Genomic DNA, 23,791 nt, shown 5'->3' with positions numbered 1-23,791 from the left:
GCGATATGAGTATTTAAAACGTCGGACTGTTTTTCTGACGCAGGAGTTAAGATGAAATTTGAACTGGATACCACAGACGGTCGCGCTCGCCGCGGCCGCCTGGTTTTTGATCGTGGCGTAGTAGAAACACCTGCTTTTATGCCGGTCGGTACTTACGGCACCGTGAAAGGCATGACGCCGGAAGAAGTTGAAGCAACTGGCGCGCAGATTATCCTCGGTAACACCTTCCACCTGTGGCTGCGCCCGGGGCAGGAAATCATGAAACTGCATGGCGATCTGCACGATTTTATGCAGTGGAAAGGGCCAATCCTCACCGATTCCGGCGGCTTCCAGGTTTTCAGCCTGGGTGATATCCGTAAGATTACCGAGCAGGGCGTGCATTTCCGTAACCCGATCAACGGCGATCCGATTTTCCTCGATCCCGAGAAATCAATGGAGATTCAATACGATCTCGGTTCCGATATCGTCATGATCTTCGACGAATGTACACCGTATCCGGCCGACTGGGACTATGCTAAACGCTCGATGGAGATGTCTCTGCGTTGGGCGAAGCGCAGTCGGGATCGTTTTGATAGCCTCGGCAACAAAAATGCGCTTTTTGGCATCATTCAGGGCAGTGTTTACGAAGATTTACGTGATATCTCCGTTAAAGGTCTGGTAGACATCGGTTTTGATGGCTACGCTGTCGGCGGTTTGGCTGTCGGTGAGCCGAAGGAAGATATGCACCGCATCCTGGAGCATGTATGCCCACAGATTCCGGCAGATAAACCTCGTTACCTGATGGGCGTCGGCAAACCAGAAGATCTGGTTGAAGGCGTACGTCGCGGTATCGATATGTTTGACTGCGTGATGCCAACGCGAAATGCCCGTAATGGTCATTTGTTTGTGACTGACGGCGTGGTAAAAATTCGTAACGCGAAACATAAAAGCGACACCAGTCCGCTCGATGCTGAGTGTGATTGCTACACCTGTCGCAATTATTCGCGCGCTTACTTGCATCATCTCGACCGTTGCAACGAAATATTGGGCGCGCGACTCAACACGATTCATAACCTTCGCTACTACCAGCGTTTGATGGCGGGTTTACGCAAGGCTATTGAAGAGGGTAAATTAGAGAGCTTCGTGACCGATTTTTACCAACGTCAGGGTAGACCAGTTCCACCTGTGAACGTTGATTAATTTTAATAATGAGGGAATTTGAATGAGCTTTTTTATTTCTGATGCGGTAGCGGCAACAGGTGCTCCGGCGCAGGGCAGCCCGATGTCTCTGATTCTGATGCTGGTGGTGTTTGGTCTGATTTTCTACTTCATGATCCTGCGCCCGCAGCAAAAGCGCACCAAAGAACACAAAAATCTGATGAACTCCATTGCGAAAGGCGATGAAGTGCTGACTAACGGTGGTCTGGTGGGTCGCGTGACCAAAGTAGCAGAATCTGGCTACATCGCTATCGCGCTGAACGACACCACTGAAGTGGTTATTAAACGTGATTTCGTAGCTGCCGTTCTGCCGAAAGGCACCATGAAGGCGCTGTAACTTATTGTTTTCCCAAAGGGAACTGCCGTGTTAAACCGTTATCCTTTGTGGAAGTATGTCATGCTGATCGTCGTTATTGTCGTCGGTCTGCTCTATGCGCTTCCCAACCTGTATGGTGAGGATCCGGCTGTTCAAATCACTGGCGTGCGCGGTGCCGCCGCCAGTGAGCAAACGCTGATCCAGGTCCAGAAAACGTTACAAGAAGATAAAATCACACCTAAGTCTGTGGCTCTGGAAGAGGGTGCTATTCTTGCGCGCTTCGACTCCACTGATACCCAACTGCGCGCACGTGAAGTGTTAATGGGCGTATTGGGCGATCAATACGTCGTGGCCCTTAACCTTGCACCGGCAACTCCACGCTGGCTGGCAGCCATTCACGCAGAACCGATGAAACTCGGACTTGACCTGCGTGGCGGCGTTCACTTCCTGATGGAAGTGGATATGGACACCGCGCTGAGTAAGTTGCAGGAACAAAATATCGATAGCCTGCGCAGCGATCTGCGTGAAAAAGGCATTCCTTATACTACCGTTCGCAAAGAAGATAACTACGGTCTGAGCATCACCTTCCGTGATAGCAGCGCCCGTGATGAAGCTATCTCTTACCTGAGCAAGCGTCACCAGGATCTGGTTATTTCCAGCCAGGGCAGCAATGCTCTGCGTGCGGTGATGACCGATGCGCGCCTGAGCGAAGCCCGTGAATACGCGGTACAGCAGAACATCAACATTCTGCGTAATCGTGTTAACCAACTGGGTGTTGCTGAGCCGGTGGTCCAACGTCAGGGTGCTGACCGCATTGTGGTCGAATTGCCAGGCATTCAGGATACCGCGCGTGCGAAAGAAATTCTGGGCGCTACCGCGACGCTGGAATTCCGTCTGGTGAACACCAACGTTGACCAGTCTGCTGCGGCATCCGGGCGTGTACCGGGTGATTCGGAAGTGAAACAGTCTCGTGAAGGTCAACCGGTTGTGCTGTACAAACGCGTGATCCTGACCGGTGATCATATCACCGACTCCACTTCCAGCCAGGACGAATACAATCAGCCGCAGGTTAACATCTCGCTGGATAGCGCGGGTGGTAACATCATGTCCAACTTCACCAAGGACAACATCGGTAAGCCGATGGCGACCCTGTTCGTGGAGTACAAAGACAGCGGTAAAAAAGATGCCAACGGTCGCGCAGTGCTGGTGAAACAGGAAGAGGTGATTAACATCGCCAACATCCAGTCTCGCCTGGGCAACAGCTTCCGTATCACCGGTATTAACAACCCGAACGAAGCGCGTCAGCTTTCTCTGCTGTTACGTGCCGGTGCGTTGATTGCGCCGATTCAGATTGTTGAAGAACGTACCATCGGTCCTACCCTGGGTATGCAGAACATTAAACAGGGTCTGGAAGCGTGTCTGGCCGGTCTGGTGGTGTCTATTCTGTTCATGATCTTCTTCTATAAGAAGTTCGGTCTGATCGCGACCAGTGCGCTGATTGCTAACCTGGTACTGATTGTCGGTATTATGTCGCTGCTGCCGGGCGCTACGCTGAGTATGCCGGGGATTGCGGGGATCGTCTTAACCCTTGCCGTCGCGGTCGATGCGAACGTACTGATTAACGAACGTATCAAAGAAGAGTTGAGTAACGGGCGTTCGGTGCAGCAGGCCATCAATGAAGGTTATGCGGGTGCATTTAGCTCCATCTTTGATGCGAACATTACGACGCTGATTAAGGTCATTATCCTGTACGCAGTTGGCACCGGGGCAATTAAAGGGTTCGCGATTACTACCGGTATTGGTGTGGCGACGTCGATGTTTACCGCGATTGTCGGTACACGTGCCATCGTAAACCTGTTGTATGGCGGCAAGCGCGTCAAAAAGCTGTCAATCTGAGGAGTGCGAAGTGGCACAGGAATATACTGTTGAACAATTGAACCACGGCCGTAAAGTCTGGGACTTTATGCGCTGGGACTACTGGGCTTTCGGCATTTCAGGTTTCCTGCTGATTGCGGCCATCGTGGTGATGGGCGTACGCGGGTTTAACTGGGGTCTCGATTTCACCGGTGGTACGGTAATTGAAATCACGCTGGAAAAACCGGCCGATATGGACGTGATGCGCGATGCGCTGGAGAAAGCGGGCTTTGTTGATCCGCTTCTGCAGAACTTCGGCAGCAGCCACGACATTATGGTGCGTATGCCGCCAACTGAAGGCGCAGACGGCGGTCAGGTACTGGGCAGCAAAGTGTTGAGTGTGATTAACGAATCCACCAACCAAAACGCCGCGGTGAAGCGAATTGAATTCGTGGGTCCGAGCGTGGGTGCAGACCTGGCGCAAACCGGTGCAATGGCGCTGATGGCGGCGTTAATATCCATCCTGGTGTACGTCGGTTTCCGCTTTGAGTGGCGACTGGCGGCAGGGGTAGTTATCGCTCTGGCGCACGACGTGATTATCACACTGGGGATCCTGTCGTTGTTCCATATCGAGATTGATCTGACTATCGTCGCATCGTTGATGTCGGTAATCGGTTACTCGCTGAACGACAGTATCGTCGTATCTGACCGTATTCGTGAAAACTTCCGCAAAATTCGTCGCGGTACGCCTTACGAAATCTTTAATGTGTCATTGACTCAGACGCTGCACCGTACGTTGATTACGTCCGGTACGACGTTGATGGTTATTCTGATGCTGTTCCTGTTCGGTGGTCCGGTACTGGAAGGCTTCTCGCTGACGATGCTGATCGGTGTTTCCATCGGTACTGCATCTTCTATCTACGTAGCATCGGCGCTGGCGCTGAAGCTGGGTATGAAGCGTGAGCACATGCTGCAGCAGAAGGTTGAGAAAGAAGGGGCGGATCAACCGTCAATTCTGCCTTAAACTATTAAGAGTGAAGATACTGGAATCCCGATCGCAAGGTCGGGATTTTTTTTGCCTGTGATTTGGTAGCAGTCCATTATCTTTTCCGGTCGCCATACTACTGACAGTATGCTGTCAGTAGCCCTGTCTTATAGTCCTTCTGAGATTACCCACACAGGCAGGAGGAAGTATGAATAACGTAATTAGCTGGTTTGAAATCCCCGTGGCACAAATGGAGCGCGCCATTGCTTTTTATGAGCCAGTGATGCAGGTTTCTTTGCGTCGTGAGAATATGGACAGCGCGGAGCTGGCCGTATTTCCACATCAGGATCCCGCTCCCGGCGGGGCGCTGGCTAAATTTGACGGTATTACGCCTTCAGCGCAGGGCGCTATTATTTATCTGCATACGGATGATTTGGCTGCAACGCTTAAACGCGTCGCCACCGCTGGCGGCCAGTGCGTGTTTGGTCCGCTCGAACTGGGGCAGGATATTGGCACTATTGCGCTGTTTACTGACAGCGAAGGCAATCGTGTTGGTTTACATCAACCCGCGTAATATTTTCAGGACTGAGGATTAAAATGACCAGACGCGCCGACCGCTTGTTTCAGATTGTACAAATCCTGCGTGGCAGGCGAGTGACAACGGCGGCGCTGCTGGCAGAACGTCTTGAGGTTTCTGAACGGACGATTTATCGCGATATCCGCGATCTCTCTTTATCCGGCGTGCCCATTGAAGGTGAAGTGGGCAGTGGATACCGCTTAATGGCGGGGTTTGATCTGCCGCCGTTGATGTTAACGCATCGCGAATCAGAAGCGTTAATGGTAGCGATTCGGTTGCTGAAAACATGGGGCGGGGATTCACTCTCACAGGCGCTGGAATCCGCGCAGGAAAAAGTGCTGGCGATATTGCCGCCAGAGTGTCGGCGCAGAGCCGAGCAAACGCGGGTTTTCGCGCCAGATTTTGGCAATCAGCCGCATTCACGCAGTGCTTTTGATCTCATACATCGCGCGGTTTCGGCGCAGCAGGTGCTGGCGCTGCATTATCGCGACGAGTCAGGGAATCTCTCCTGGCGCGACGTTCAGCCGCTGGGGTTATTTTTCTGGGGTGAGCACTGGTTGCTGGTTGCCTGGTGCGAGAAACGTGACGATTATCGCTGCTTTCGCGTTGATCGTTGTCTGAAGATCACGCCGCTCGACAGGCATTTTCGTGAATCTGCAGATCGCTCGCTAAGTGATTTTTTACGTAAAGTACGCTGTGAAGACCAGCTATAAAAAAGCCAGCGGTTAAGCTGGCTTGTCTGCGATAAATTGGCAGGATTAGAAGTTGTAACCTACGACCAGGTAACCACCCCAACCGGTAGAACGGACGTTAAAGTTGCCTTTATTGAAGTTCAGCTCTGCATCATCATTCCATTGACCCCCGTTGTGCCAGTAACGAGCGACGACGGAATAATGCCAGTGATCGTAATTCAGCGCCAGAATATGGCTGGAAGCGATAGAGTTGTTAGTACGCGCTTTATTGCCATTAAGATCGGAGAAATCATCGTCGCCCAGATCGGATCCCCAATCGAAGTTGGTAAAGCCAATGTAGCTAAGATTACCGCCCCACAGTTCAGTGATTGGTACAAAATATTTCACTTTGAAACGATAGCCGTCCCACTCGTTTTCGTTGGCTGCACCGTAGTTCTGCCACTGATATTTGGCATACACGTTAAGAGACAGGCTCATCGGCAGACCGGTATCGATATCGGTACCCAGACCCATATACCAGGTGCTCTGGCGGCCATCTTTGTTACGACCCATATCGTAGATGTAGTTATTGGCGAAGTACCACTCTTTGAATGGACCGAAGCTCAGGTCGGTGCCGGTCAGTTTATCGATGGAGAAGCGCGGTTCAATTTCCATAAACAGCGGAGAACCGTGGTTCCAGATACCTTTCGCATCAGTGTTACCACCAAAGAAGACAGGTGCATCCATGTAACCATAGAAATCGAACCAATCTTTTTTCGCAAAAGCTTCATATTCCAGGTAGGTATCGTTGCGAATCTGCGGTCCGAAACGGGTGTGGTAGCTACCCACTACGTTGACGCTCTGGTGCCACCAGTCGGACAGATATTGCGGTTTGTCATTTTCTGCAGCGTTGGCAGTAAAAGACGAGGAGAGCGCCAGCACTGCACCGGCTGCAAGTAATGTTTTTTTCATATGTATGCCACTGTTTGAAATCCCTTTCGGGAGTGAAAAAGGCGCAAATTGCGTTTCTAAATATTTCGTGTTTCTTCGGAGCCTATTATAAAAATCATTGTTCACAAAAATATGTGTTGTTTCACAGTTCTATCATTTACGTAATCGATTGCGTTCACGTTTGCTTACTTTAGGCGGCGAATTGTACTGGCTCCCATGAATGTTGCCAAGTTTTACCAGAAATATCGGTTATGTCAGGTGAGTAACAAAACGGGCCGGAGTGATGTTGCGGAACGCACAAAACGTCCCGCAAAAAAGTTTATTGATTAACAGGCTGGATGTCGTGGATACGAACAAATCCTAACTGGTCCGGAGAGAGGCCATTTATCTGCAGCGGAATGTCTACGTCGCTGGGAGCAAGGATACTTGCCGGGGCCGTTACCAACTGGTTCTGAACGTTCGCTTCCTGATAGTTATCCGTGGTGCCCTGAATTTGTCCATACTCGACGGTGGCGCTAAAGGCGGGTAAAGGCGTAGTAGATTCACCCTGAATACGTAATGTGAGCCGCGTGCCGTCGGCGTTCGGCGCAATATTGACAAGTGACATCCGTAACATGCCAATCTGGCTGTCCAGTCGGGCTGGTGTATTGGAACCCGGCAGCAGATAGGCTCCGCTGGTTGATTTGGCATTCAACATATTTTGTTGTGTAATTTTTACCGTTTCCTGATTTAGCTGTGTCATCTCTTTATTCAACGTGCTAACACTTTGATGCATCTGGCGTACTTCGCTTTGCTGTGCGCATGCGCTAAGACTAAAGAGACTTCCCACCAGGAGAATTCTTAGGTAACGTCTTGTCATTGTGATTACTTCCTTCATTGTCGCGATAGCATAATGGTAGTGCGCACCGAGCACGAAGGCATCGATCCTTTGTCTCAAAAGCGCTGCGCCTTTGTTGTCACGCCAGTTCAGGGTAAAATAGATTTCTGTTAACCACTGAGGACAGGACGCCGTATGCATTGCCCATTCTGTTTCGCCGTAGACACTAAGGTAATTGACTCTCGTCTTGTAGGCGAGGGCTCCTCAGTACGCCGCCGTCGGCAGTGTCTGGTCTGTAACGAACGTTTCACCACTTTTGAAGTGGCTGAACTTGTCATGCCACGCGTTGTGAAAAGCAACGATGTGCGTGAACCCTTTAATGAAGATAAGCTGCGCAGCGGCATGCTCAGAGCGCTTGAGAAACGTCCGGTCAGCTCAGATGACGTCGAAATGGCGTTGAACCATATCAAATCACAACTGCGTGCGACTGGCGAGCGTGAGGTGCCGAGCAAGATGATCGGCAACCTGGTGATGGAGCAGTTGAAAAAACTCGATAAAGTCGCCTACATCCGCTTTGCCTCGGTTTACCGGAGTTTCGAAGATATCAAAGAATTTGGCGAAGAGATTGCTCGCCTACAGGACTAAGCCATGCAGGATGAATTGTACATGGCGCGCGCGCTGAAGCTTGCTGCGCGCGGACGTTTTACCACTCACCCCAATCCCAACGTGGGCTGCGTGATTGTCAAAGATGGGGAGATCGTCGGTGAAGGGTATCATCACCGCGCGGGCGAACCGCATGCCGAAGTCCACGCTCTGCGCATGGCTGGAGAAAAAGCGCAAGGGGCGACTGCCTATGTAACGCTTGAACCCTGCAGCCATCATGGTCGTACACCCCCGTGCTGCGATGCGCTGATTGCCGCAGGCGTGTCACGTGTGGTTGCAGCGATGCAGGATCCCAATCCGCAGGTAGCAGGTCGTGGTCTCTACCGTTTGCAGCAGGCGGGCATTGACGTCAGTCACGGGCTGATGATGAGCGAGGTTGAGCAGCTTAATAAAGGCTTTCTCAAGCGTATGCGTACGGGATTCCCCTACGTGCAGCTTAAACTTGGTGCGTCGCTTGATGGGCGTACGGCGATGGCCAGTGGTGAAAGCCAGTGGATAACCTCGCCGCAGGCGCGTCGCGATGTGCAACGATTACGGGCGCAAAGCCACGCCATCTTAACCAGCAGCGCTACGGTGTTGGCTGACGACCCTCAGCTTACCGTGCGTTGGTCGGAACTTGGGGAGTCAACCCAGGCGAGTTACCCGCAGGAAAATCTGCGCCAGCCTATCCGCATTGTTGTTGATAGCCAGAATCAGGTCACGCCGGAACACCGTATTGTGCAACAGCCTGGAGAAACCTGGATTGCCCGGACAAAAGATGATCCTCGTAGTTGGCCGGAGACGGTGCGCAGCCTGAAGGTGCCGGAACATAACGGGCATCTGGATCTGGTGGTGCTGATGATGCAACTGGGCAAGCAGCAAATTAACAGCATTTGGGTTGAAGCAGGTCCAACGCTTGCGGGCGCGTTATTACAGGCCGGTCTGGTCGATGAGCTAATCGTGTATGTTGCGCCTAAACTGTTAGGCAGCGATGCACGAGGATTATGTGTGCTTCCAGGCCTTGAGAAACTGGCTGACGCCCCCCATTTCAAATTCAACGAAATACGCCATGTAGGTCCGGACCTTTGCCTGCATTTAGTGGGCGCATGATCTCCCGGTTCGAAAGGGAAGCAGCGCACAGATTATTATGATAAAATCCGCCCCCCTGCGGGGTCTAGTGAATCCGAAGGAAGAATATGAACATTATTGAAGCTAACGTTGCTACCCCGGACGCTCGCGTCGCCATCACCATTGCGCGTTTCAACAACTTTATCAATGACAGCCTGCTGGAAGGTGCGATCGACGCCCTGAAACGTATTGGTCAGGTTAAAGATGAAAACATTACCGTCGTTTGGGTTCCGGGCGCGTATGAGCTGCCGCTGGCAGCCTCAGTACTTGCAAAATCCGGTAAATACGACGCGGTGATTGCGTTAGGTACGGTGATTCGTGGTGGTACCGCGCACTTCGAATATGTGGCTGGCGGTGCAAGCAATGGCCTGGCGCATGTCGCTCAGGACAGTGGCATTCCGGTAGCCTTCGGTGTTCTGACCACCGAAAGTATTGAACAAGCCATCGAACGTGCTGGCACTAAAGCTGGCAACAAAGGCGCAGAAGCTGCACTGACTGCACTTGAAATGATTAATGTATTGAAAGCCATCAAGGCCTGATTTTTGTAAGGGGAAATCCGTGAAACCTGCTGCTCGTCGCCGCGCCCGTGAGTGTGCCGTCCAGGCGCTCTACTCCTGGCAGTTGTCCCAGAACGACATCGCTGATGTTGAATACCAGTTCCTGGCGGAACAGGACGTAAAAGATGTCGACGTTCTGTATTTCCGTGAACTGCTGTCCGGGGTGGCGACTAACAGCGCGTACCTGGATGGATTAATGAAGCCTTATCTGTCTCGTCTGTTGGAAGAGCTGGGTCAGGTAGAAAAAGCCGTGCTGCGTATTGCGCTGTTTGAACTGTCTAAACGTAGTGATGTGCCGTACAAAGTGGCCATCAACGAAGCGATTGAACTGGCGAAAACCTTCGGCGCTGAAGACAGCCATAAATTCGTGAACGGCGTACTGGATAAAGCAGCACCTGTGATTCGCCCCAACAAAAAGTAATCCCGAGGCCGGCTGGATGGTGGAACTTGTTTCCGCTGCCCCCGGCTTTTTCTTTTTTTTCTGCTGAGGCATAACGTATGGCATGCGGCGAATTTTCCCTGATTGCCCGTTATTTTGACCGCGTAAGAACGTCTCGTCTTGATGTCGAAACCGGTATTGGTGACGATTGCGCACTTCTGAACATCCCTGAAAAACAGACGCTGGCGATCAGCACTGATACGCTGGTGGCAGGCAACCACTTCCTCCCCGACATTGATCCCACCGATCTCGCCTGGAAAGCGCTGGCGGTGAATTTGAGCGATCTGGCGGCGATGGGAGCCGATCCTGCGTGGCTGACGCTGGCGCTCACGCTGCCTGACGTCGATGAAGCCTGGCTTGAAGCCTTCAGCGATGGCCTGTTTGAACTCCTCAATTACTATGATATGCAGCTGATAGGTGGTGACACCACGCGTGGGCCACTGTCGATGACGCTGGGTATCCACGGCTACGTCCCTGTTGGACGGGCCTTAAAACGCTCCGGTGCGAAACCGGGGGACTGGATTTATGTGACCGGTACGCCGGGCGACAGCGCGGCCGGGCTGGCGATTTTGCAGGATCGCTTGCAGGTGGCAGATGCAAAAGACGCAGACTATCTGCTTAAACGTCATCTGCGTCCAACACCGCGTATTTTGCAGGGACAAGCCCTGCGCGATCTGGCCAGTGCGGCTATCGATATTTCCGACGGCCTGATTTCCGATCTGGGGCATATCGTCAATGCCTGCGGCTGTGGGGCGCGGGTTAACGTCGATGCGTTGCCATACTCTACGGCATTTGCCCAACACGTTGAGCCGGAACAAGCCCTGCGCTGGGCGCTTTCGGGTGGTGAAGATTATGAGTTATGCTTTACCGTACCGGAAATTAACCGTGGCGCACTGGACGTGGCGCTGGGGAATCTCGGCGCATCGTTTACCTGCATTGGGCAGATGAGCGCGGACGTGGAAGGCATTCACTTTACGCGCGACGGAAAACCCGTCACGTTCGACTGGAAAGGATATGACCATTTTGCCGCGCCTTAAAAAAGATGTCGCCAAAAGCCGCCTGAGTATGCGCAATCCGTGGCACCTGTTGGCCACCGGTTTTGGCAGCGGGCTGAGCCCAATTGTTCCAGGCACGATGGGATCGCTGGCAGCGATCCCTTTTTGGTATTTAATGACGTTTCTGCCGTGGCAGCTGTATTCACTGGTGGTCATGTTGTCTATCTGTATCGGCGTTTATCTGTGCCATCAAACGGCGAAAGATATGGGCGTGCACGATCACGGTAGCATTGTCTGGGACGAGTTTGTCGGGATGTGGATAACCCTGATGGCGCTGCCGACCCACGACTGGCAGTGGGTCGCCGCCGGATTTGTGATTTTCCGTATTCTGGATATGTGGAAGCCGTGGCCGATCCGTTGGTTCGATCGCAACGTGCATGGCGGTACGGGGATCATGATTGATGATATTGTGGCCGGAATACTCTCCGCCGGAATTTTGTATTTTATCGGCCATCACTGGCCGGTAGGTATCATTTAAATGGGCTTGCCGGATGGCAGCGTAAACGCCTTATCTGGCCTGGAAACACGATGGCGGTTTCGTAGGCCCGATAAGCGTAGCGCCATCGGGCAATGCCAGATTATTTAAATCCGACCACCGGATGCTGTTTGTACGGCGTTTCCAGCTCGGCAATCTGCTCTGGCTTCAGCGTCAAATCCACCGCATTAAGTAACTCATCCAACTGTTCCTCGCGTGAAGTGCCGATAATCGGCGCTGCCACCCCCGGTTTGCTCAGCAGCCAGGCCAGCGCAACCTGCGCACGCGTTACGCCTAATTCCTCACTGACACCGGTCAGCCGCGCGGCAATTTGCGCGTCGTTTTCATCGCTGTCACTGTATAAATTTTTACCGACTTCATCAGAAACCAGACGTGCGGTCGTTTCTCCCCAGGGGCGCGTCAGGCGACCACGCGCCAGCGGACTCCAAGGGATCACCGCGACGCCTTCCTGATAGCAAAGCGGCAGCATTTCGCGTTCTTCCTCACGGTAGATCAGGTTGTAGTGATCCTGCATGCTAACGAACTGCGCCCAGCCGTGTTGTTTCTGTAAAGCCAGCGCCTGAGCAAACTGAGACGCGTGCATGGATGAGGCGCCAATATAGCGAGCTTTACCGGCTTTCACTACGTCGTTAAGGGCTTCCAGCGTTTCTTCGATAGGCGTATTGTAATCCCAGCGGTGAATTTGCAGGATGTCCACATAGTCCATACCCAGGCGTCTGAGGCTATCGTCGATTGAGCGCAAGATTTGTGCGCGGGATAATCCTTCCGCTAAATCATCAACCTGGTGAAAAACCTTGGTGGCGACCACGACCTCTTCGCGGCGGGCGAAATCACGCAGCGCGCGGCCGACAATCTCTTCGCTGCTACCAGCGGAGTAGCTGTTGGCGGTATCAAAAAAGTTAATGCCGCCTTCAAGAGCGTGTTTGATTATCGGGCGGCTGCTTTCTTCAGGTAGCGTCCAGGCGTGATTGCCGCGATTGGGCTCGCCAAACGTCATGCAACCCAGGCAAAGGCGGGAGACCCGTAGGTCGGTTTTTCCTAAGGTGTTGTATTTCATTAATCCACTCCTGCTTAGCTCGTGATGAGTTAAGCATAGCAGGAGCGGGGAGGGGATTATGCCAGCCAGGCTTTGATTTTGGCCTCAATTCCGGCGGCATTAAGTCCCAGTTCGGCGCGAGCCTCGTCCTGAGTCCCCTGCGGGATGAAGAAGTCAGGCAGGCCAATGTTCAGCACCGGAACAGGCTTGCGATGGGCCATCAGCACTTCGTTTACGCCGCTACCAGCGCCGCCCATAATGGCATTCTCTTCGAGGGTGACCAGCACCTCGTGTTGGGCTGCCATTTCGAGGATCAACGTTTCATCCAACGGTTTCACAAAGCGCATATCAACCAGCGTGGCGTTCAGTGACTCTGCGACCTGAGCGGCTTCCGGCATTAGGGTGCCGAAGTTGAGGATCGCTACTTTCGCACCGTGACGCTTCACGATGCCTTTGCCGATTGGCAGATGTTCCAGCGGCGCCAGCTCAACGCCCACCGCGTTACCGCGCGGATAACGTACGACCGTTGGACCGTCGTTGTAGTGATAGCCGGTGAACAGCATCTGGCGACATTCGTTCTCATCGCTTGGGGTCATAATGACCATTTCCGGGATACAGCGCAGGAAAGAGAGGTCGAACGCCCCTTGGTGGGTTTGTCCATCTGCGCCAACGATACCTGCCCGGTCGACGGCGAACAGGACCGGCAGTTTCTGGATGGCGACATCATGCAGTACCTGATCGTAAGCGCGTTGCAGGAAGGTGGAGTAAATAGCCACGACCGGCTTATAACCGCCAATCGCCAGACCGGCCGCAAACGTCACCGCGTGCTGCTCGGCAATCGCCACATCAAAGTAGCGGTCCGGGAACTTACGTGAGAACTCAACCATACCGGAGCCTTCGCGCATCGCCGGGGTGATCGCCATCAGCTTATTGTCTTTCGCCGCGGTCTCACACAGCCAGTCACCGAAGATCTTTGAATAGCTCGGCAGGCCGCCGCTGCTTTTCGGCAGGCATCCGCTGGATGGATCGAATTTGGGTACCGCGTGGAACGTAATTGGATCTTTTTCCGCAGGCTCGTAGCCACGACCTTTTTTGGTCATGATGTGCAGGAACTGTGGACCTTTGAGATCGCGCATGTTCTTAAGCGTGGTGATAAGCCCCAGCACGTCGTGTCCGTCCACCGGACCAATATAGTTAAAGCCCAGCTCTTCAAACAGCGTACCCGGCACAACCATGCCTTTGATGTGCTCTTCGGTACGTTTGAGCAGTTCTTTAATCGGTGGTACACCGGAGAACACTTTCTTCCCGCCTTCGCGCAGCGAGGAGTAGAGTTTGCCTGAGAGCAGTTGCGCCAGGTGATTGTTCAGCGCGCCGACGTTCTCTGAAATCGACATTTCGTTGTCGTTGAGGATAACCAGCATGTCGGGCTTAATATCACCCGCGTGGTTCATCGCTTCAAATGCCATGCCTGCGGTGATTGCACCGTCCCCAATCACACAAACGGTACGGCGTTCCTTGCCTTCTTTCTCGGCGGCAACCGCAATACCGATACCTGCGCTGATGGAGGTTGAGGAGTGCCCAACGCTCAGTACGTCATATTCGCTCTCACCGCGCCATGGGAATGGATGCAAACCGCCTTTCTGCCGAATGGTGCCGATTTTATCGCGGCGGCCGGTCAGAATTTTGTGCGGGTAAGCCTGATGTCCCACATCCCAGATTAACTGGTCAAACGGGGTGTTGTAGACGTAGTGCAGCGCTACGGTGAGTTCCACCGTGCCCAGACCAGAGGCGAAGTGCCCGCTGGAACGGCTTACGCTGTCGAGCAAATAGCGGCGCAGTTCGTCGCAAAGCTTTGGCAGGCTCTCTTTTGGCAGCAGGCGTAACTCCTGAGTGGAGTCGACCAGCGCCAGGGTCGGGTATTTGGCTATATCAAAACTCATCGCAAGCTCATGGGATATGTTGGTTTATTTATCACGCTGGATTATGTAGTCCGCTAGCGCTTCCAGTGCCGAGGTATCGAGTGACTGTGCGGCCAGCAAACTTAGCGACTGGCGGGCATCCTCAATTAAATCCCGGGCTTTATTCTGGGCTTGCTCAAGACCCAGAAGTGCAGGATAGGTACTTTTGCCAAGCTGCTGGTCAGCACCCTGACGTTTACCCAATGTTGCAGTATCGCCTACCACATCCAGGATGTCATCCTGAACCTGGAAGGCCAGACCGATGCTTTCTGCGTACTTGTCGAGTATTGCCAGGCATTCTCGCCCTTTATCGCCAGCGCTTAACGCACCCAGACGCACGGCGGCGCGAATCAATGCCCCGGTTTTATGGCGGTGAATACGCTCCAGCGCATCCAGTTCTACCTGATGGCCTTCAGCGTCCAGATCCAACGCCTGACCGCCGCACATACCGGCGATACCGCTGGCCTGGGCCAGTTCAGAGATCATCGCGATGCGGTCACGATCAGAAACTTCCGGCATCGGGGCGTCGCTGATAATGGAGAACGCCAGCGTCTGTAGCGCATCTCCGGCCAGGATCGCATTAGCCTCGCCAAATTTTACGTGGCAGGTCGGCAGACCGCGGCGCAGGTCATCGTCGTCCATCGCGGGTAAGTCATCGTGCATCAGCGAATAGGCATGGATACACTCGACGGCGGCAGCGGGAGCATCAAGCGTACTCAGGCTGACGCCAAACATCTGACCGGTCGCATACACCAGAAACGGGCGCAGACGTTTACCGCCTAATAATGCGCCATATTGCATGGTTTCGACCACGGGAGTGTTCTGAAAGGGCAATGGCGCGATAAAACGGCTCAGTGCCTGGTTGGCCTGCTCAACGCAAGCCTGTAGCTGCTGCGTAAAATCCATTTACTCATTATCCGGTGTGAAAGGCGTAAGGGCGGCGTCTTCAGTATCTGACAGCAGGATTTGTACGCGCTGTTCAGCCTGCTGCAACTTGACCTGTCCCTGACGTGCTAACTGTACGCCACGTTCAAATTCGTTCAGCGCTTCTTCCAGCGGCAGGTCGCCGCTTTCCAGACGGGTAACAATCTGTTCCAGGTCGCTCAGCGCTGTTTCAAAACTGGCTGGCGCTTCATTTTTCTTCGGCATAATGAATGTCTGACTCTCTGTATTGGCAGCACAAGGCTATGGTAACGGACTCGCACTGATAAGCAAATAACGCACAATGGTAAGGCGATGTGCACAGGATGACCATGATGGTGGTATACTTGCGCGCCTGGATGCAGCCGCAGGGTATGGGCTGCTGTATTTTTTTCCATTACAAGTCATTCAGACTTGCCAAAGAACCATTGCCGCCATGAAGTTTATCATTAAATTGTTCCCAGAAATCACCATCAAAAGCCAATCTGTGCGTTTGCGCTTTATAAAAATTCTGACAGGGAACATTCGTAACGTTTTAAAGCACTATGATGAAGACCTTGCCGTTGTCCGCCACTGGGATCACGTTGAGGTTCGCGCTAAAGATGAAAGCCAGCGCCTGGATATTCGCGACGCGCTGACCCGTATTCCGGGGATCCACCATATTCTCGAAGTTGAAGACGTGCCGTTTACCGATATGCACGATATTTTCGAGAAAGCGCTGGTGCAGTATCGCGATCAACTGGAAGGCAAAACCTTCTGCGTACGCGTTAAGCGTCGCGGTAAGCATGAGTTTAGCTCTATTGAGGTGGAACGCTATGTTGGCGGTGGACTGAACCAGCATATTGAATCCGCGCGCGTGAAGCTGACGAAGCCGGACGTGACGGTTAATCTTGAAATCGAAAACGACCGTCTGCTGCTGGTTAAAGGCCGCTATGAAGGTATTGGCGGTTTCCCGATCGGGACGCAGGAAGATGTACTGTCGCTGATTTCCGGTGGTTTCGACTCCGGCGTGTCCAGCTATATGCTGATGCGTCGCGGCTGCCGTGTGCACTACTGCTTCTTTAATCTCGGCGGCGCAGCGCATGAAATCGGCGTTCGTCAGGTGGCGCATTATCTGTGGAACCGCTTTGGTAGCTCGCATCGCGTGCGTTTTGTCGCGATCAACTTTGAGCCGGTGGTTGGCGAGATCCTGGAGAAAGTCGACGACGGTCAGATGGGCGTGGTCCTTAAACGTATGATGGTTCGTGCAGCGTCGAAAGTCGCTGAGCGCTACGGCGTACAGGCGCTGGTAACCGGTGAAGCGCTGGGCCAGGTGTCCAGCCAGACGCTGACCAACCTGCGCCTGATCGATAACGTTTCTGACACCCTGATCCTGCGCCCGCTTATCTCCCATGATAAGGAGCACATCATTAATCTGGCGCGTGAAATTGGTACTGAGGACTTTGCCCGTACCATGCCGGAATACTGCGGTGTGATTTCAAAAAGCCCGACGGTGAAAGCGATTAAAGCGAAGATTGAGGCCGAAGAAGAAAACTTCGATTTCTCTATCCTCGATAAAGTGGTTGAAGAAGCGAACAATATCGATATTCGTGATATCGCCCAGCAGACGCAGCAGACTGTGGTGGAAGTGGAAACCGTGAGCGGCTTCGGCCCGAACGATGTGATTCTGGATATCCGCTCTGTGGATGAACAGGATGACAAACCGCTGAAGGTTGACGGTGTGGACGTCGTTTCTCTGCCGTTCTACAAACTGAGCACCAAATTTGGCGATCTGGACCAGAGTAAAACCTGGCTGCTGTGGTGTGAACGCGGGGTGATGAGCCGTCTGCAGGCGCTGTATCTGCGCGAGCAGGGCTTTGAAAACGTGAAGGTATATCGCCCGTAGTGACTTTTGCCTGAGGGTGCTGCGCTTATCAGGCCTGCAAGCGGTATGTTTTGTAGGCCTGATAAATTGTTTACGCTGCCATCCGGCAATATAACAATATTATTCAAAACGGATGGGGAGCTTTTTCCCGTTCGACTCCCAGACACCCTGATAGACGCCGTCTTTTAACTCCAGCGTTATCTTCTCTTCCGATTGTTCAGCGGCAGAGGTCTTCAGTACATAATGTTGATTGTCGGCTGTGTTGCATTTACCGTTTAATTCAATCGGTGCGCCAAATTTCTGGTAAAAGTAAGCCCCTTCAAAAAAATCACCGTATTTGCAGTCGACCTTCAACACAATACGCATGCTTTTTCCCAACGTGCCGTACATGACCTTGCCGTCAATGCCGGGCGCTGGCGAAACCGGTGTAGATCTCTTTGCGGCAGTCAGATACTGGCCGTAAGGCGTGAGCTGATTATGCAGTTCAACGGTCGGGATTTTCGTGGTGAAATCGCCCAGTTCGTCACCCGCGCGATTGGCGTGGTTGCTACAACGTCCGTTCAGGAAAGCCAGATGGTCTTTTTGCAGTGAGAATTTGTCGATGTAGTACAGACCGTCGGTGTAGGTTGCACACGATGCGTAGAATTCGGCAAAGCCAGAATCTCCACCGTCTTCTTTTATTTGCTCTGGCTTTTGTGATTTCTGTGCGACAACAAAGGTATCAATTTGGCTGCGGATATCTTTTCTGATGCGGGTGTTCAATTCGGTCATCGTGGAGCGGGAAAAGAGGTCGTTAAGGGTAATTGTCGCGCCGTTGGCTAAATCGAAGCTGATCGGTACATTGTACGACTCGCAATACACCCCGCAGCCTTCGACAAACATGTTGAGGGTCAACACTTTGGCGTCGCGATACTCAACCGTGTAGTCAAGGTTTGCGGTGGGATTCATCTCTGATTTCGCAAACTGATTCACGGTCGCTCGTGGATTATTTCCCGGTAGCTGATTGATAAAGCTTGTGAAAATATAATCGTTAATGCGTTTTGCAACCTGTGGGTTATCCGTTGAGGTAAACCACGGCACGCGATATTGCATCTCAGTGCTTGCGGGATAGCGATACTCAAGGCTCTCAATTTCAAGTTGAGTCGCACTGGCGTAGCCGGAAAGGAGCAGTAAAGCCACTCCGCTCAGATATCCTTTCATCATAATTCCTTGAATGCGAGTGGCCTGAAGATTACTCGTAGTAGTTATAAATACCCGCAGCCATCACCAGTTGTGATGCCACTTCGTAAGCTTTTTCGCGACTCACCAGGAGATCAATGATTTTTAAACCGAAATCGATTGAGGTTCCCGGGCCCTGGCTGGTTAACAGATTGACGCGCGGATCCCATACGACGCGCTTATCCTGCCACTGGTCAGTGGGAATATTGTCTTTCAGCGCCGGAAAACCGGTCATGTTACCGATGGGGAAAATATCGTGTGGGACGAGGACTGTGGCGGCAGCGGCGCAAATTGCCGCGACAATGCGCCCGGAGCGATGAAACTGTTTCACGGTTTCGACAAGCAGAGGGCTGTCGCGAAAACACTCGGCGCCTTTAATACCGCCGGGCAGCACGATAATGTCGAAATCCCCGTCAGCAACTTCCACTAATGGCGCATCCGCCAGTAGTTTTACGCCGCGTGAGCACACGATCGTCAGGCCGCCATCGCTGGCAACGCTTGCGGTCGTGACCTTAATTCCGCCGCGAACCAGCAGATCGATAGTGGTGACCGCTTCGGTCTCTTCACTACCAGGGGCGAGACATACCAGTGCTTGAGCGCTCATACTCACTTTCCTTTCTCTTAACCATTTCAAACAGGCGGGCATTTTCCGGGACGGCGATGCCGTGCGCGCGGGCGCGTTTTAACAAATAACCGGTAATGTAGTCGATCTCAGTATGGCGCAGGGCATGTATGTCTTGCAGCATTGATGAGATATTTTCCGCCGTACTGTCAATCACTTGCTCAACATAATAGCGTAAATCATCTGCTGATGTGTGGTGGCCTTCGCGTTCAATGACCGCCGCCACCTCCTCGCAGATGAGCGCTATTTTTTCAGGATGATGGCGTAACTCTCCATTTGAGCAATCCCATAATGCGGTCAGCGGGTTAATGACGCAGTTGACGGCCAGCTTACGCCACAACTCAGCGCGAATATTGTTGTGCCAGGCGACGTCCGGCAGCACCTCTTGCAGGACTTCAGCCAGATAACTGAAATCACCGTCTTGTTCACGCGCCGGACCAATCCTTGTTGTTCCCTGAGCGACATGAATGATCACGTTGCCGTCACGGCGTGCCGCGTGGGTTGTGGTGCCCATCAGCAGAGGTTGCTTAATGTTATGCAACTCTTCAATCGTCCCCATACCGTTGTGAATCAGCAGAATGGGAGTGGTGTCAGGCAGAATGGCGGCCAGGCCTTTGACCGCATCAGAAACCTGCCAGGCTTTCAGAGTGACAAGCAACAGGTCGCTTTTCGCCAAAAAATCGGGGTCGTTTGCCGTCAGGGATTCATTGAATACTGACCCATCCGTGTCGATCAGGTTAACGCTGCAATAGGGTTGCGGTACGCGTAGCCACCCCTGAACCTCATGTCCATGTTTGCACAGCGTGGTTAGCCAAAGCTGTCCTAACGCTCCACATCCCAGTACGGTAATTTTCATTCTTCCTCCTCACCTGCAACATCACCAGGTGTTAATCCATATCGGCCGTACCCCATTATTGTTCGCAGGTATCAGTACCACGTACAATTAAAGGATACAGCCTAGTATAGCGCTGTCTGTTGTGTAACTTTGCAGGTATTATGCTTCGCATCAAAAATGAAGGGAGAGGAAAAGATGCCATCTTTCGATATTGTTTCTGAAGTTGATCTTCAGGAAGCCCGTAACGCGGTAGATAACGCCAGCCGTGAAGTGGAGTCACGCTTTGATTTTCGTGGCGTTGAAGCGACTTTTGAGCTGAACGAGTCGAATAAGACGATTAAGGTGCTAAGCGAGTCTGATTTCCAGGTCAATCAGTTGCTGGATATTTTACGTGCCAAGCTGCTGAAACGTGGTATTGAAGGCACTTCGTTGGACGTACCAGAAACCTTCGTGCACAGCGGTAAAACCTGGTTTGTTGAAGCTAAGCTGAAACAGGGCATTGAAAGCGCGGTGCAAAAGAAAATCGTCAAGCTGATCAAAGACAGCAAACTGAAGGTGCAGGCGCAGATTCAGGGCGAAGAAATCCGCGTGACCGGCAAGGCGCGTGACGATCTGCAATCCGTTATGGCGCTGGTTCGCGGCGGCGATCTCGGCCAGCCGTTCCAGTTTAAGAACTTCCGCGATTAAGTCGTAATGCCTGATGGCGCTACGCTTATCCGGCCTACAGGTTGCACACGCTATTTGTAGGCCGGCTCAAACGATAGTCGCCATCTGGCACTCTTCACGCCTGGCTGATGGCCTGTTCAACCTCAAATCGATTCGTCACTTTGCTGTCGATTTTCACGTAAGCCGAATGCTCTTTCGCAACAATTAACACTTCGCTTATCCCTTCTTTAGCCAGCAGACGCTGCTTAAGGGTGTCATCTGCGGCAATCTCAGGCGGGATTTCCACTCGCAGGCTACTGACATATGGCGGCTCTTTCATTGTGCTTGCCACCAACAACCAAACTGCCGCCAGAAGCGCGCCGGCCAGGAATACCGCCTGACCATCAAACATTTCGACCACCCAACCGCCGAGCGAACCGCCAATCGCCACGCCAAGAAACTGGCTGGTGGAGTAAACGCCCATCGCCGTGCCTTTATAGCCAGCCGGAGACTCTTTGCTGATAAGCGAGGGGAGGAGGGCCTCCATCAGGTTGAAGGCGAGGAAGAATATCTGAACGCCCGCAATCAGCCCCCAAAAACGCACGTTAGCGCTCCACAATACAATCTCTGCGATAAGGATCAGTAACACGCAGGCGAGGAATACGCGCTTCATCCGCCGCTTCACTTCTGCGTAGATGATGAACGGCACCACGGAAACAAAGGACAGCAGCATCGTCACCAGATAAATTTTCCAGTGTTCTGCGGCGGGGAAACCGGCTTTCGCCAGTTGGCCCGGTAAGGCGACGAAAGTGGACATCAACAAAATGTGCAGACACATGATGCCAAAGTTGAGCTTGAGCAGTTTGGGCTCCGCCAGCACTTTGCTGAAGCTGCCTTTTACCATGCCAGATTCGCGGTTCAGCACGTGGCTGGTGCTATTGGGAACGACCCAAATGGTTAGCACGATGCCGGTGGTTGCAAGAGCTGCAATCATCCAGAACAGCGCGTGTAGTCCCAGCGCATGGGTAACGATCGGTCCTAGCACCATCGCAATGGCGAAGGTGATACCAAAGCTGACGCCGATAAACGCCATCGCTTTGGTACGGTTTTGCTCACGGGTTAAGTCGGAAAGCAGCGCCATCACGGCGGCGGCAATCGCGCCAGAGCCTTGCAAAGCGCGACCGAGAATAATGCCCCAGATTGAATCGGAGAGGGCGGCAATCACGCTGCCGAGAACGAACACCGCCAGCCCGCCGACGATAAGCGGCTTACGACCGATGCGGTCAGAAAGCAGACCAAAGGGGATCTGGAAAACGGCTTGCGCCAGACCATAAATGCCAATGGCAAGGCCAATTAGCGCTTCACTGGCACCCTGTAGCGCCATACCGTACGTGGTCAGAACCGGCAGAACCATAAACATGCCAAGCATGCGCAACGAGAATACGGTCCCTAAACCCCAGGTGGCGCGCAACTCACCGGGCGTCATTTTGTAATCGTTCATTCCCACCTCTGTATTAATTTCGCGCCTAGTGTAAAGCGGGGAAGGAGTGCGGTAAACCTCTACGATATGTGGAATTGTGTAGTGGGAAAATCGAAATAATTACAACTGCGACTAATTTACTTGCGATAATTACAGGTGTAGTCTTTTTGTGGTTATTTCTAATGGAAAGAGGGAAAAGGAAAATGGCGATTCCGGGCAATATGTGGATTTATGACGATGGTGGTGCGCTGATTAAGGGCGGGTGTGATGTAAAGGGAAGAGAATACAGTATTGAATTTAAAGGCTTTCATCACAATTTGTCTATTCCCACTGATAACGGTACAGGCAAGCCAACAGGCACACGCCAACATTCACCGATGATGATCGTCAAAGAGTTTGACTACTCTAGCCCGTATTTATACAAAGCTGTCGCTTCTGGTCAGAATCTTAAGTCCGCAGAGATTCGTTGGTACAAAATCAATGATGCCGGTCAGGAAGTTGAATACTTCAATATGTTTCTGGAAGGGGTGCGGATTGTCTCCGTTTCTCCCTCGATGGCTGGTCCAGAGGACATGAATAATAACCATCTTGAAACCATAGAATTACGCTACGAAAAAATCACCTGGAAGCATTGCGACGGGAACATTATCTATACCGACGCATGGAATGACCGGCAGACGGCATAATGGGGGATTGAATGGACACAACTGAAGAGGCGAATGGAACCTATTGGTATCATGGTCACAGCAATCTGTCCGCTGGCGAATTGTTCGATCTCATCTTTCTGGAACAGTTTTGTGATGAGTTAGGTATTGGTATTGAATCGGGAGCCGCTATTCTGGCTGGTCAACCCTGGTTGAAGACAAGGCAAAAACCACGAGACGCGACTAAAGGAACAAGTGTTGCCTCAAAGTACGCAAGAATTATACTGAGAGATATGCGATTACCTTTTGGCCTCAGAGTTAAAACACCAGTTGGTTTTACCATGAAGAAAACTAACAAGGTTGCTGCTGTGATTGGGCGTTATTGCCCTTGGTTAGGATGGGTGGCGTTAACCAACGCTATTTACCAGATCTCACGGCGTACACAGAATAAATACAATCTGATTGCCCGCCCAAAAGATCGCATACAGTGGACATCTTTCTAATGAGCATACAAAATGAAGTGTTGAAGCTATTCAGGAAGGAGATACCTGGATACGACGATAAAGACGGAAATGAGATCCCATTAGAATTGGACACAGATTTATTCGATGAGCCACGAGATGACCTCTCAGATGCAGTAGAAGAGTTTCAGAAAGCATTCAATGTAGATTTATCGAATGTTGACTGGACCCGCTATTTTCCTTGGGAAAACACGCCTCTTCTGACTCGGTGGTTCAAAGCTAACCGGGAAGAAGTGGAAGCAACACGCATACCGCTAACCGTAAGGATGTTTGCTGAGTCGGCTGAAGCGGGGAAATGGCTTTATGACTGAATAACATCCCTGCCAATAAAAAAGGGTGCCGGAGGCACCCTTTTCGTATCA

The 23,791-nt window shown here is 52.3% G+C and carries 27 protein-coding genes; 17 read left to right on the top strand and 10 right to left on the bottom strand.

The window, feature by feature from the left end:
* Positions 1-51: 51 nt before the first annotated feature.
* The 6 genes from tgt (at position 52) to HV352_RS18050 (ending at position 5,642) form a co-directional block, all read left to right on the top strand.
* Positions 52-1,179 carry a tRNA guanosine(34) transglycosylase Tgt gene (tgt, locus tag HV352_RS18075; RefSeq protein WP_003021535.1) on the top strand — a complete coding sequence of 376 codons (1,128 nt, stop codon included), beginning with the start codon at positions 52-54 and terminating at the stop codon, positions 1,177-1,179.
* 22 nt (positions 1,180-1,201) lie between these two features.
* Complete coding sequence (gene yajC / locus HV352_RS18070) at positions 1,202-1,534, top strand: preprotein translocase subunit YajC (RefSeq protein ID WP_003021544.1); 333 nt, start codon at positions 1,202-1,204, stop codon at positions 1,532-1,534.
* Positions 1,535-1,561: 27 nt separating this feature from the next.
* Positions 1,562-3,409, top strand: coding sequence for a protein translocase subunit SecD (gene secD, locus HV352_RS18065; RefSeq protein ID WP_003021547.1), 1,848 nt, complete (start codon positions 1,562-1,564; stop codon positions 3,407-3,409).
* Between the two features lie 10 nt (positions 3,410-3,419).
* Complete coding sequence (secF, locus tag HV352_RS18060) at positions 3,420-4,391, top strand: protein translocase subunit SecF (protein ID WP_003021550.1); 972 nt, start codon at positions 3,420-3,422, stop codon at positions 4,389-4,391.
* 169 nt (positions 4,392-4,560) lie between these two features.
* On the top strand, positions 4,561-4,926 hold the full coding sequence (locus tag HV352_RS18055) for a VOC family protein (RefSeq protein WP_016152028.1): 366 nt from the start codon (positions 4,561-4,563) through the stop codon (positions 4,924-4,926).
* 23 nt (positions 4,927-4,949) lie between these two features.
* Complete coding sequence (locus tag HV352_RS18050; RefSeq protein WP_181634946.1) at positions 4,950-5,642, top strand: YafY family protein; 693 nt, start codon at positions 4,950-4,952, stop codon at positions 5,640-5,642.
* Between the two features lie 45 nt (positions 5,643-5,687).
* Here HV352_RS18050 and HV352_RS18045 read toward each other — a convergent pair whose 3' ends face one another.
* Both HV352_RS18045 and HV352_RS18040 read right to left on the bottom strand, forming a co-directional pair.
* Entirely contained in the window at positions 5,688-6,572 is an 885-nt protein-coding gene (locus HV352_RS18045) for a nucleoside-specific channel-forming protein Tsx (RefSeq protein ID WP_016152030.1), read from the bottom strand.
* A 298-nt stretch (positions 6,573-6,870) separates the two neighbouring features.
* Positions 6,871-7,410 (bottom strand): DUF3251 domain-containing protein, encoded by a 540-nt coding sequence (locus HV352_RS18040; protein WP_029139433.1) that lies wholly within the window; start codon positions 7,408-7,410, stop codon positions 6,871-6,873.
* Positions 7,411-7,563: 153 nt separating this feature from the next.
* Between HV352_RS18040 and nrdR the strand changes: the two genes are divergently transcribed.
* The 6 genes from nrdR to pgpA all read left to right on the top strand — a co-directional run bounded on the left by nrdR (position 7,564) and on the right by pgpA (position 11,667).
* The gene (nrdR, locus tag HV352_RS18035; RefSeq protein WP_016152032.1) at positions 7,564-8,013 is read left to right on the top strand and encodes a transcriptional regulator NrdR; all 450 of its coding nucleotides are present in this window, start codon (positions 7,564-7,566) and stop codon (positions 8,011-8,013) included.
* A gap of 3 nt (positions 8,014-8,016) precedes the next feature.
* The gene (gene ribD, locus HV352_RS18030; protein ID WP_016152033.1) at positions 8,017-9,120 is read left to right on the top strand and encodes a bifunctional diaminohydroxyphosphoribosylaminopyrimidine deaminase/5-amino-6-(5-phosphoribosylamino)uracil reductase RibD; all 1,104 of its coding nucleotides are present in this window, start codon (positions 8,017-8,019) and stop codon (positions 9,118-9,120) included.
* An 86-nt stretch (positions 9,121-9,206) separates the two neighbouring features.
* Positions 9,207-9,677 (top strand): 6,7-dimethyl-8-ribityllumazine synthase, encoded by a 471-nt coding sequence (gene ribE / locus HV352_RS18025; protein ID WP_016152034.1) that lies wholly within the window; start codon positions 9,207-9,209, stop codon positions 9,675-9,677.
* A 19-nt stretch (positions 9,678-9,696) separates the two neighbouring features.
* Positions 9,697-10,116, top strand: a complete 420-nt coding sequence (nusB, locus tag HV352_RS18020; RefSeq protein WP_000801129.1) for a transcription antitermination factor NusB — start codon at positions 9,697-9,699, stop codon at positions 10,114-10,116.
* 77 nt (positions 10,117-10,193) lie between these two features.
* A complete protein-coding gene (gene thiL, locus HV352_RS18015; protein WP_019076158.1) occupies positions 10,194-11,171 on the top strand; it encodes a thiamine-phosphate kinase in 978 nt (325 codons plus the stop codon).
* Positions 11,149-11,667, top strand: coding sequence for a phosphatidylglycerophosphatase A (gene pgpA, locus HV352_RS18010; protein ID WP_016152036.1), 519 nt, complete (start codon positions 11,149-11,151; stop codon positions 11,665-11,667). The genes thiL and pgpA overlap by 23 nt, the downstream gene beginning before the upstream one ends.
* Before the next feature lie 100 nt (positions 11,668-11,767).
* Here the strand turns inward: pgpA and yajO are convergent, their stop codons facing one another.
* From yajO to xseB, 4 genes are read right to left on the bottom strand one after another with little or no spacing between them, the layout of a single operon-like run.
* A complete protein-coding gene (gene yajO, locus HV352_RS18005; RefSeq protein ID WP_049270173.1) occupies positions 11,768-12,742 on the bottom strand; it encodes a 1-deoxyxylulose-5-phosphate synthase YajO in 975 nt (324 codons plus the stop codon).
* A gap of 56 nt (positions 12,743-12,798) precedes the next feature.
* Complete coding sequence (gene dxs, locus HV352_RS18000; protein WP_019076160.1) at positions 12,799-14,661, bottom strand: 1-deoxy-D-xylulose-5-phosphate synthase; 1,863 nt, start codon at positions 14,659-14,661, stop codon at positions 12,799-12,801.
* Positions 14,662-14,685: 24 nt separating this feature from the next.
* Complete coding sequence (gene ispA / locus HV352_RS17995; RefSeq protein WP_016152039.1) at positions 14,686-15,585, bottom strand: (2E,6E)-farnesyl diphosphate synthase; 900 nt, start codon at positions 15,583-15,585, stop codon at positions 14,686-14,688.
* The gene (gene xseB / locus HV352_RS17990) at positions 15,586-15,828 is read right to left on the bottom strand and encodes an exodeoxyribonuclease VII small subunit (RefSeq protein WP_016152040.1); all 243 of its coding nucleotides are present in this window, start codon (positions 15,826-15,828) and stop codon (positions 15,586-15,588) included.
* 208 nt (positions 15,829-16,036) lie between these two features.
* Between xseB and thiI the strand changes: the two genes are divergently transcribed.
* Positions 16,037-17,485, top strand: a complete 1,449-nt coding sequence (thiI, locus tag HV352_RS17985; protein ID WP_005125147.1) for a tRNA uracil 4-sulfurtransferase ThiI — start codon at positions 16,037-16,039, stop codon at positions 17,483-17,485.
* A gap of 99 nt (positions 17,486-17,584) precedes the next feature.
* Here the strand turns inward: thiI and HV352_RS17980 are convergent, their stop codons facing one another.
* The 3 genes from HV352_RS17980 to panE are packed head-to-tail and all read right to left on the bottom strand — an operon-like array spanning position 17,585 to position 20,160.
* Entirely contained in the window at positions 17,585-18,664 is a 1,080-nt protein-coding gene (locus tag HV352_RS17980; RefSeq protein WP_181635484.1) for a hypothetical protein, read from the bottom strand.
* Between the two features lie 31 nt (positions 18,665-18,695).
* On the bottom strand, positions 18,696-19,286 hold the full coding sequence (gene yajL / locus HV352_RS17975) for a protein deglycase YajL (RefSeq protein ID WP_016152043.1): 591 nt from the start codon (positions 19,284-19,286) through the stop codon (positions 18,696-18,698).
* The gene (gene panE, locus HV352_RS17970; protein ID WP_016155860.1) at positions 19,249-20,160 is read right to left on the bottom strand and encodes a 2-dehydropantoate 2-reductase; all 912 of its coding nucleotides are present in this window, start codon (positions 20,158-20,160) and stop codon (positions 19,249-19,251) included. Before panE ends, yajL begins: the two co-directional genes overlap by 38 nt.
* Before the next feature lie 174 nt (positions 20,161-20,334).
* Between panE and HV352_RS17965 the strand changes: the two genes are divergently transcribed.
* Positions 20,335-20,826: a YajQ family cyclic di-GMP-binding protein gene (locus HV352_RS17965; protein WP_003831002.1), complete on the top strand. Its 492-nt coding sequence runs from the start codon at positions 20,335-20,337 to the stop codon at positions 20,824-20,826.
* Between the two features lie 94 nt (positions 20,827-20,920).
* Here the strand turns inward: HV352_RS17965 and HV352_RS17960 are convergent, their stop codons facing one another.
* Entirely contained in the window at positions 20,921-22,285 is a 1,365-nt protein-coding gene (locus HV352_RS17960; protein WP_016152045.1) for an MFS transporter, read from the bottom strand.
* 182 nt (positions 22,286-22,467) lie between these two features.
* Between HV352_RS17960 and tssD the strand changes: the two genes are divergently transcribed.
* Genes tssD through HV352_RS17945 form a run of 3 tightly spaced genes read left to right on the top strand, consistent with a single transcriptional unit; the run spans position 22,468 to position 23,740 of the window.
* Positions 22,468-22,950, top strand: a complete 483-nt coding sequence (gene tssD / locus HV352_RS17955; protein ID WP_016155861.1) for a type VI secretion system tube protein TssD — start codon at positions 22,468-22,470, stop codon at positions 22,948-22,950.
* Between the two features lie 11 nt (positions 22,951-22,961).
* Entirely contained in the window at positions 22,962-23,411 is a 450-nt protein-coding gene (locus HV352_RS17950) for an STM2901 family protein (RefSeq protein ID WP_049042295.1), read from the top strand.
* The gene (locus HV352_RS17945; RefSeq protein WP_046276090.1) at positions 23,396-23,740 is read left to right on the top strand and encodes a DUF1493 family protein; all 345 of its coding nucleotides are present in this window, start codon (positions 23,396-23,398) and stop codon (positions 23,738-23,740) included. The genes HV352_RS17950 and HV352_RS17945 overlap by 16 nt, the downstream gene beginning before the upstream one ends.
* Positions 23,741-23,791: the final 51 nt, after the last annotated feature.

The organism is Citrobacter sp. RHBSTW-01044, assembly GCF_013781945.1.
GTDB classification, from domain to species: Bacteria; Pseudomonadota; Gammaproteobacteria; order Enterobacterales; family Enterobacteriaceae; genus Citrobacter; species Citrobacter braakii.
Note: the sequence above shows the minus strand (reverse complement) of the source record. Positions and strands in the feature narration are given on the sequence as shown.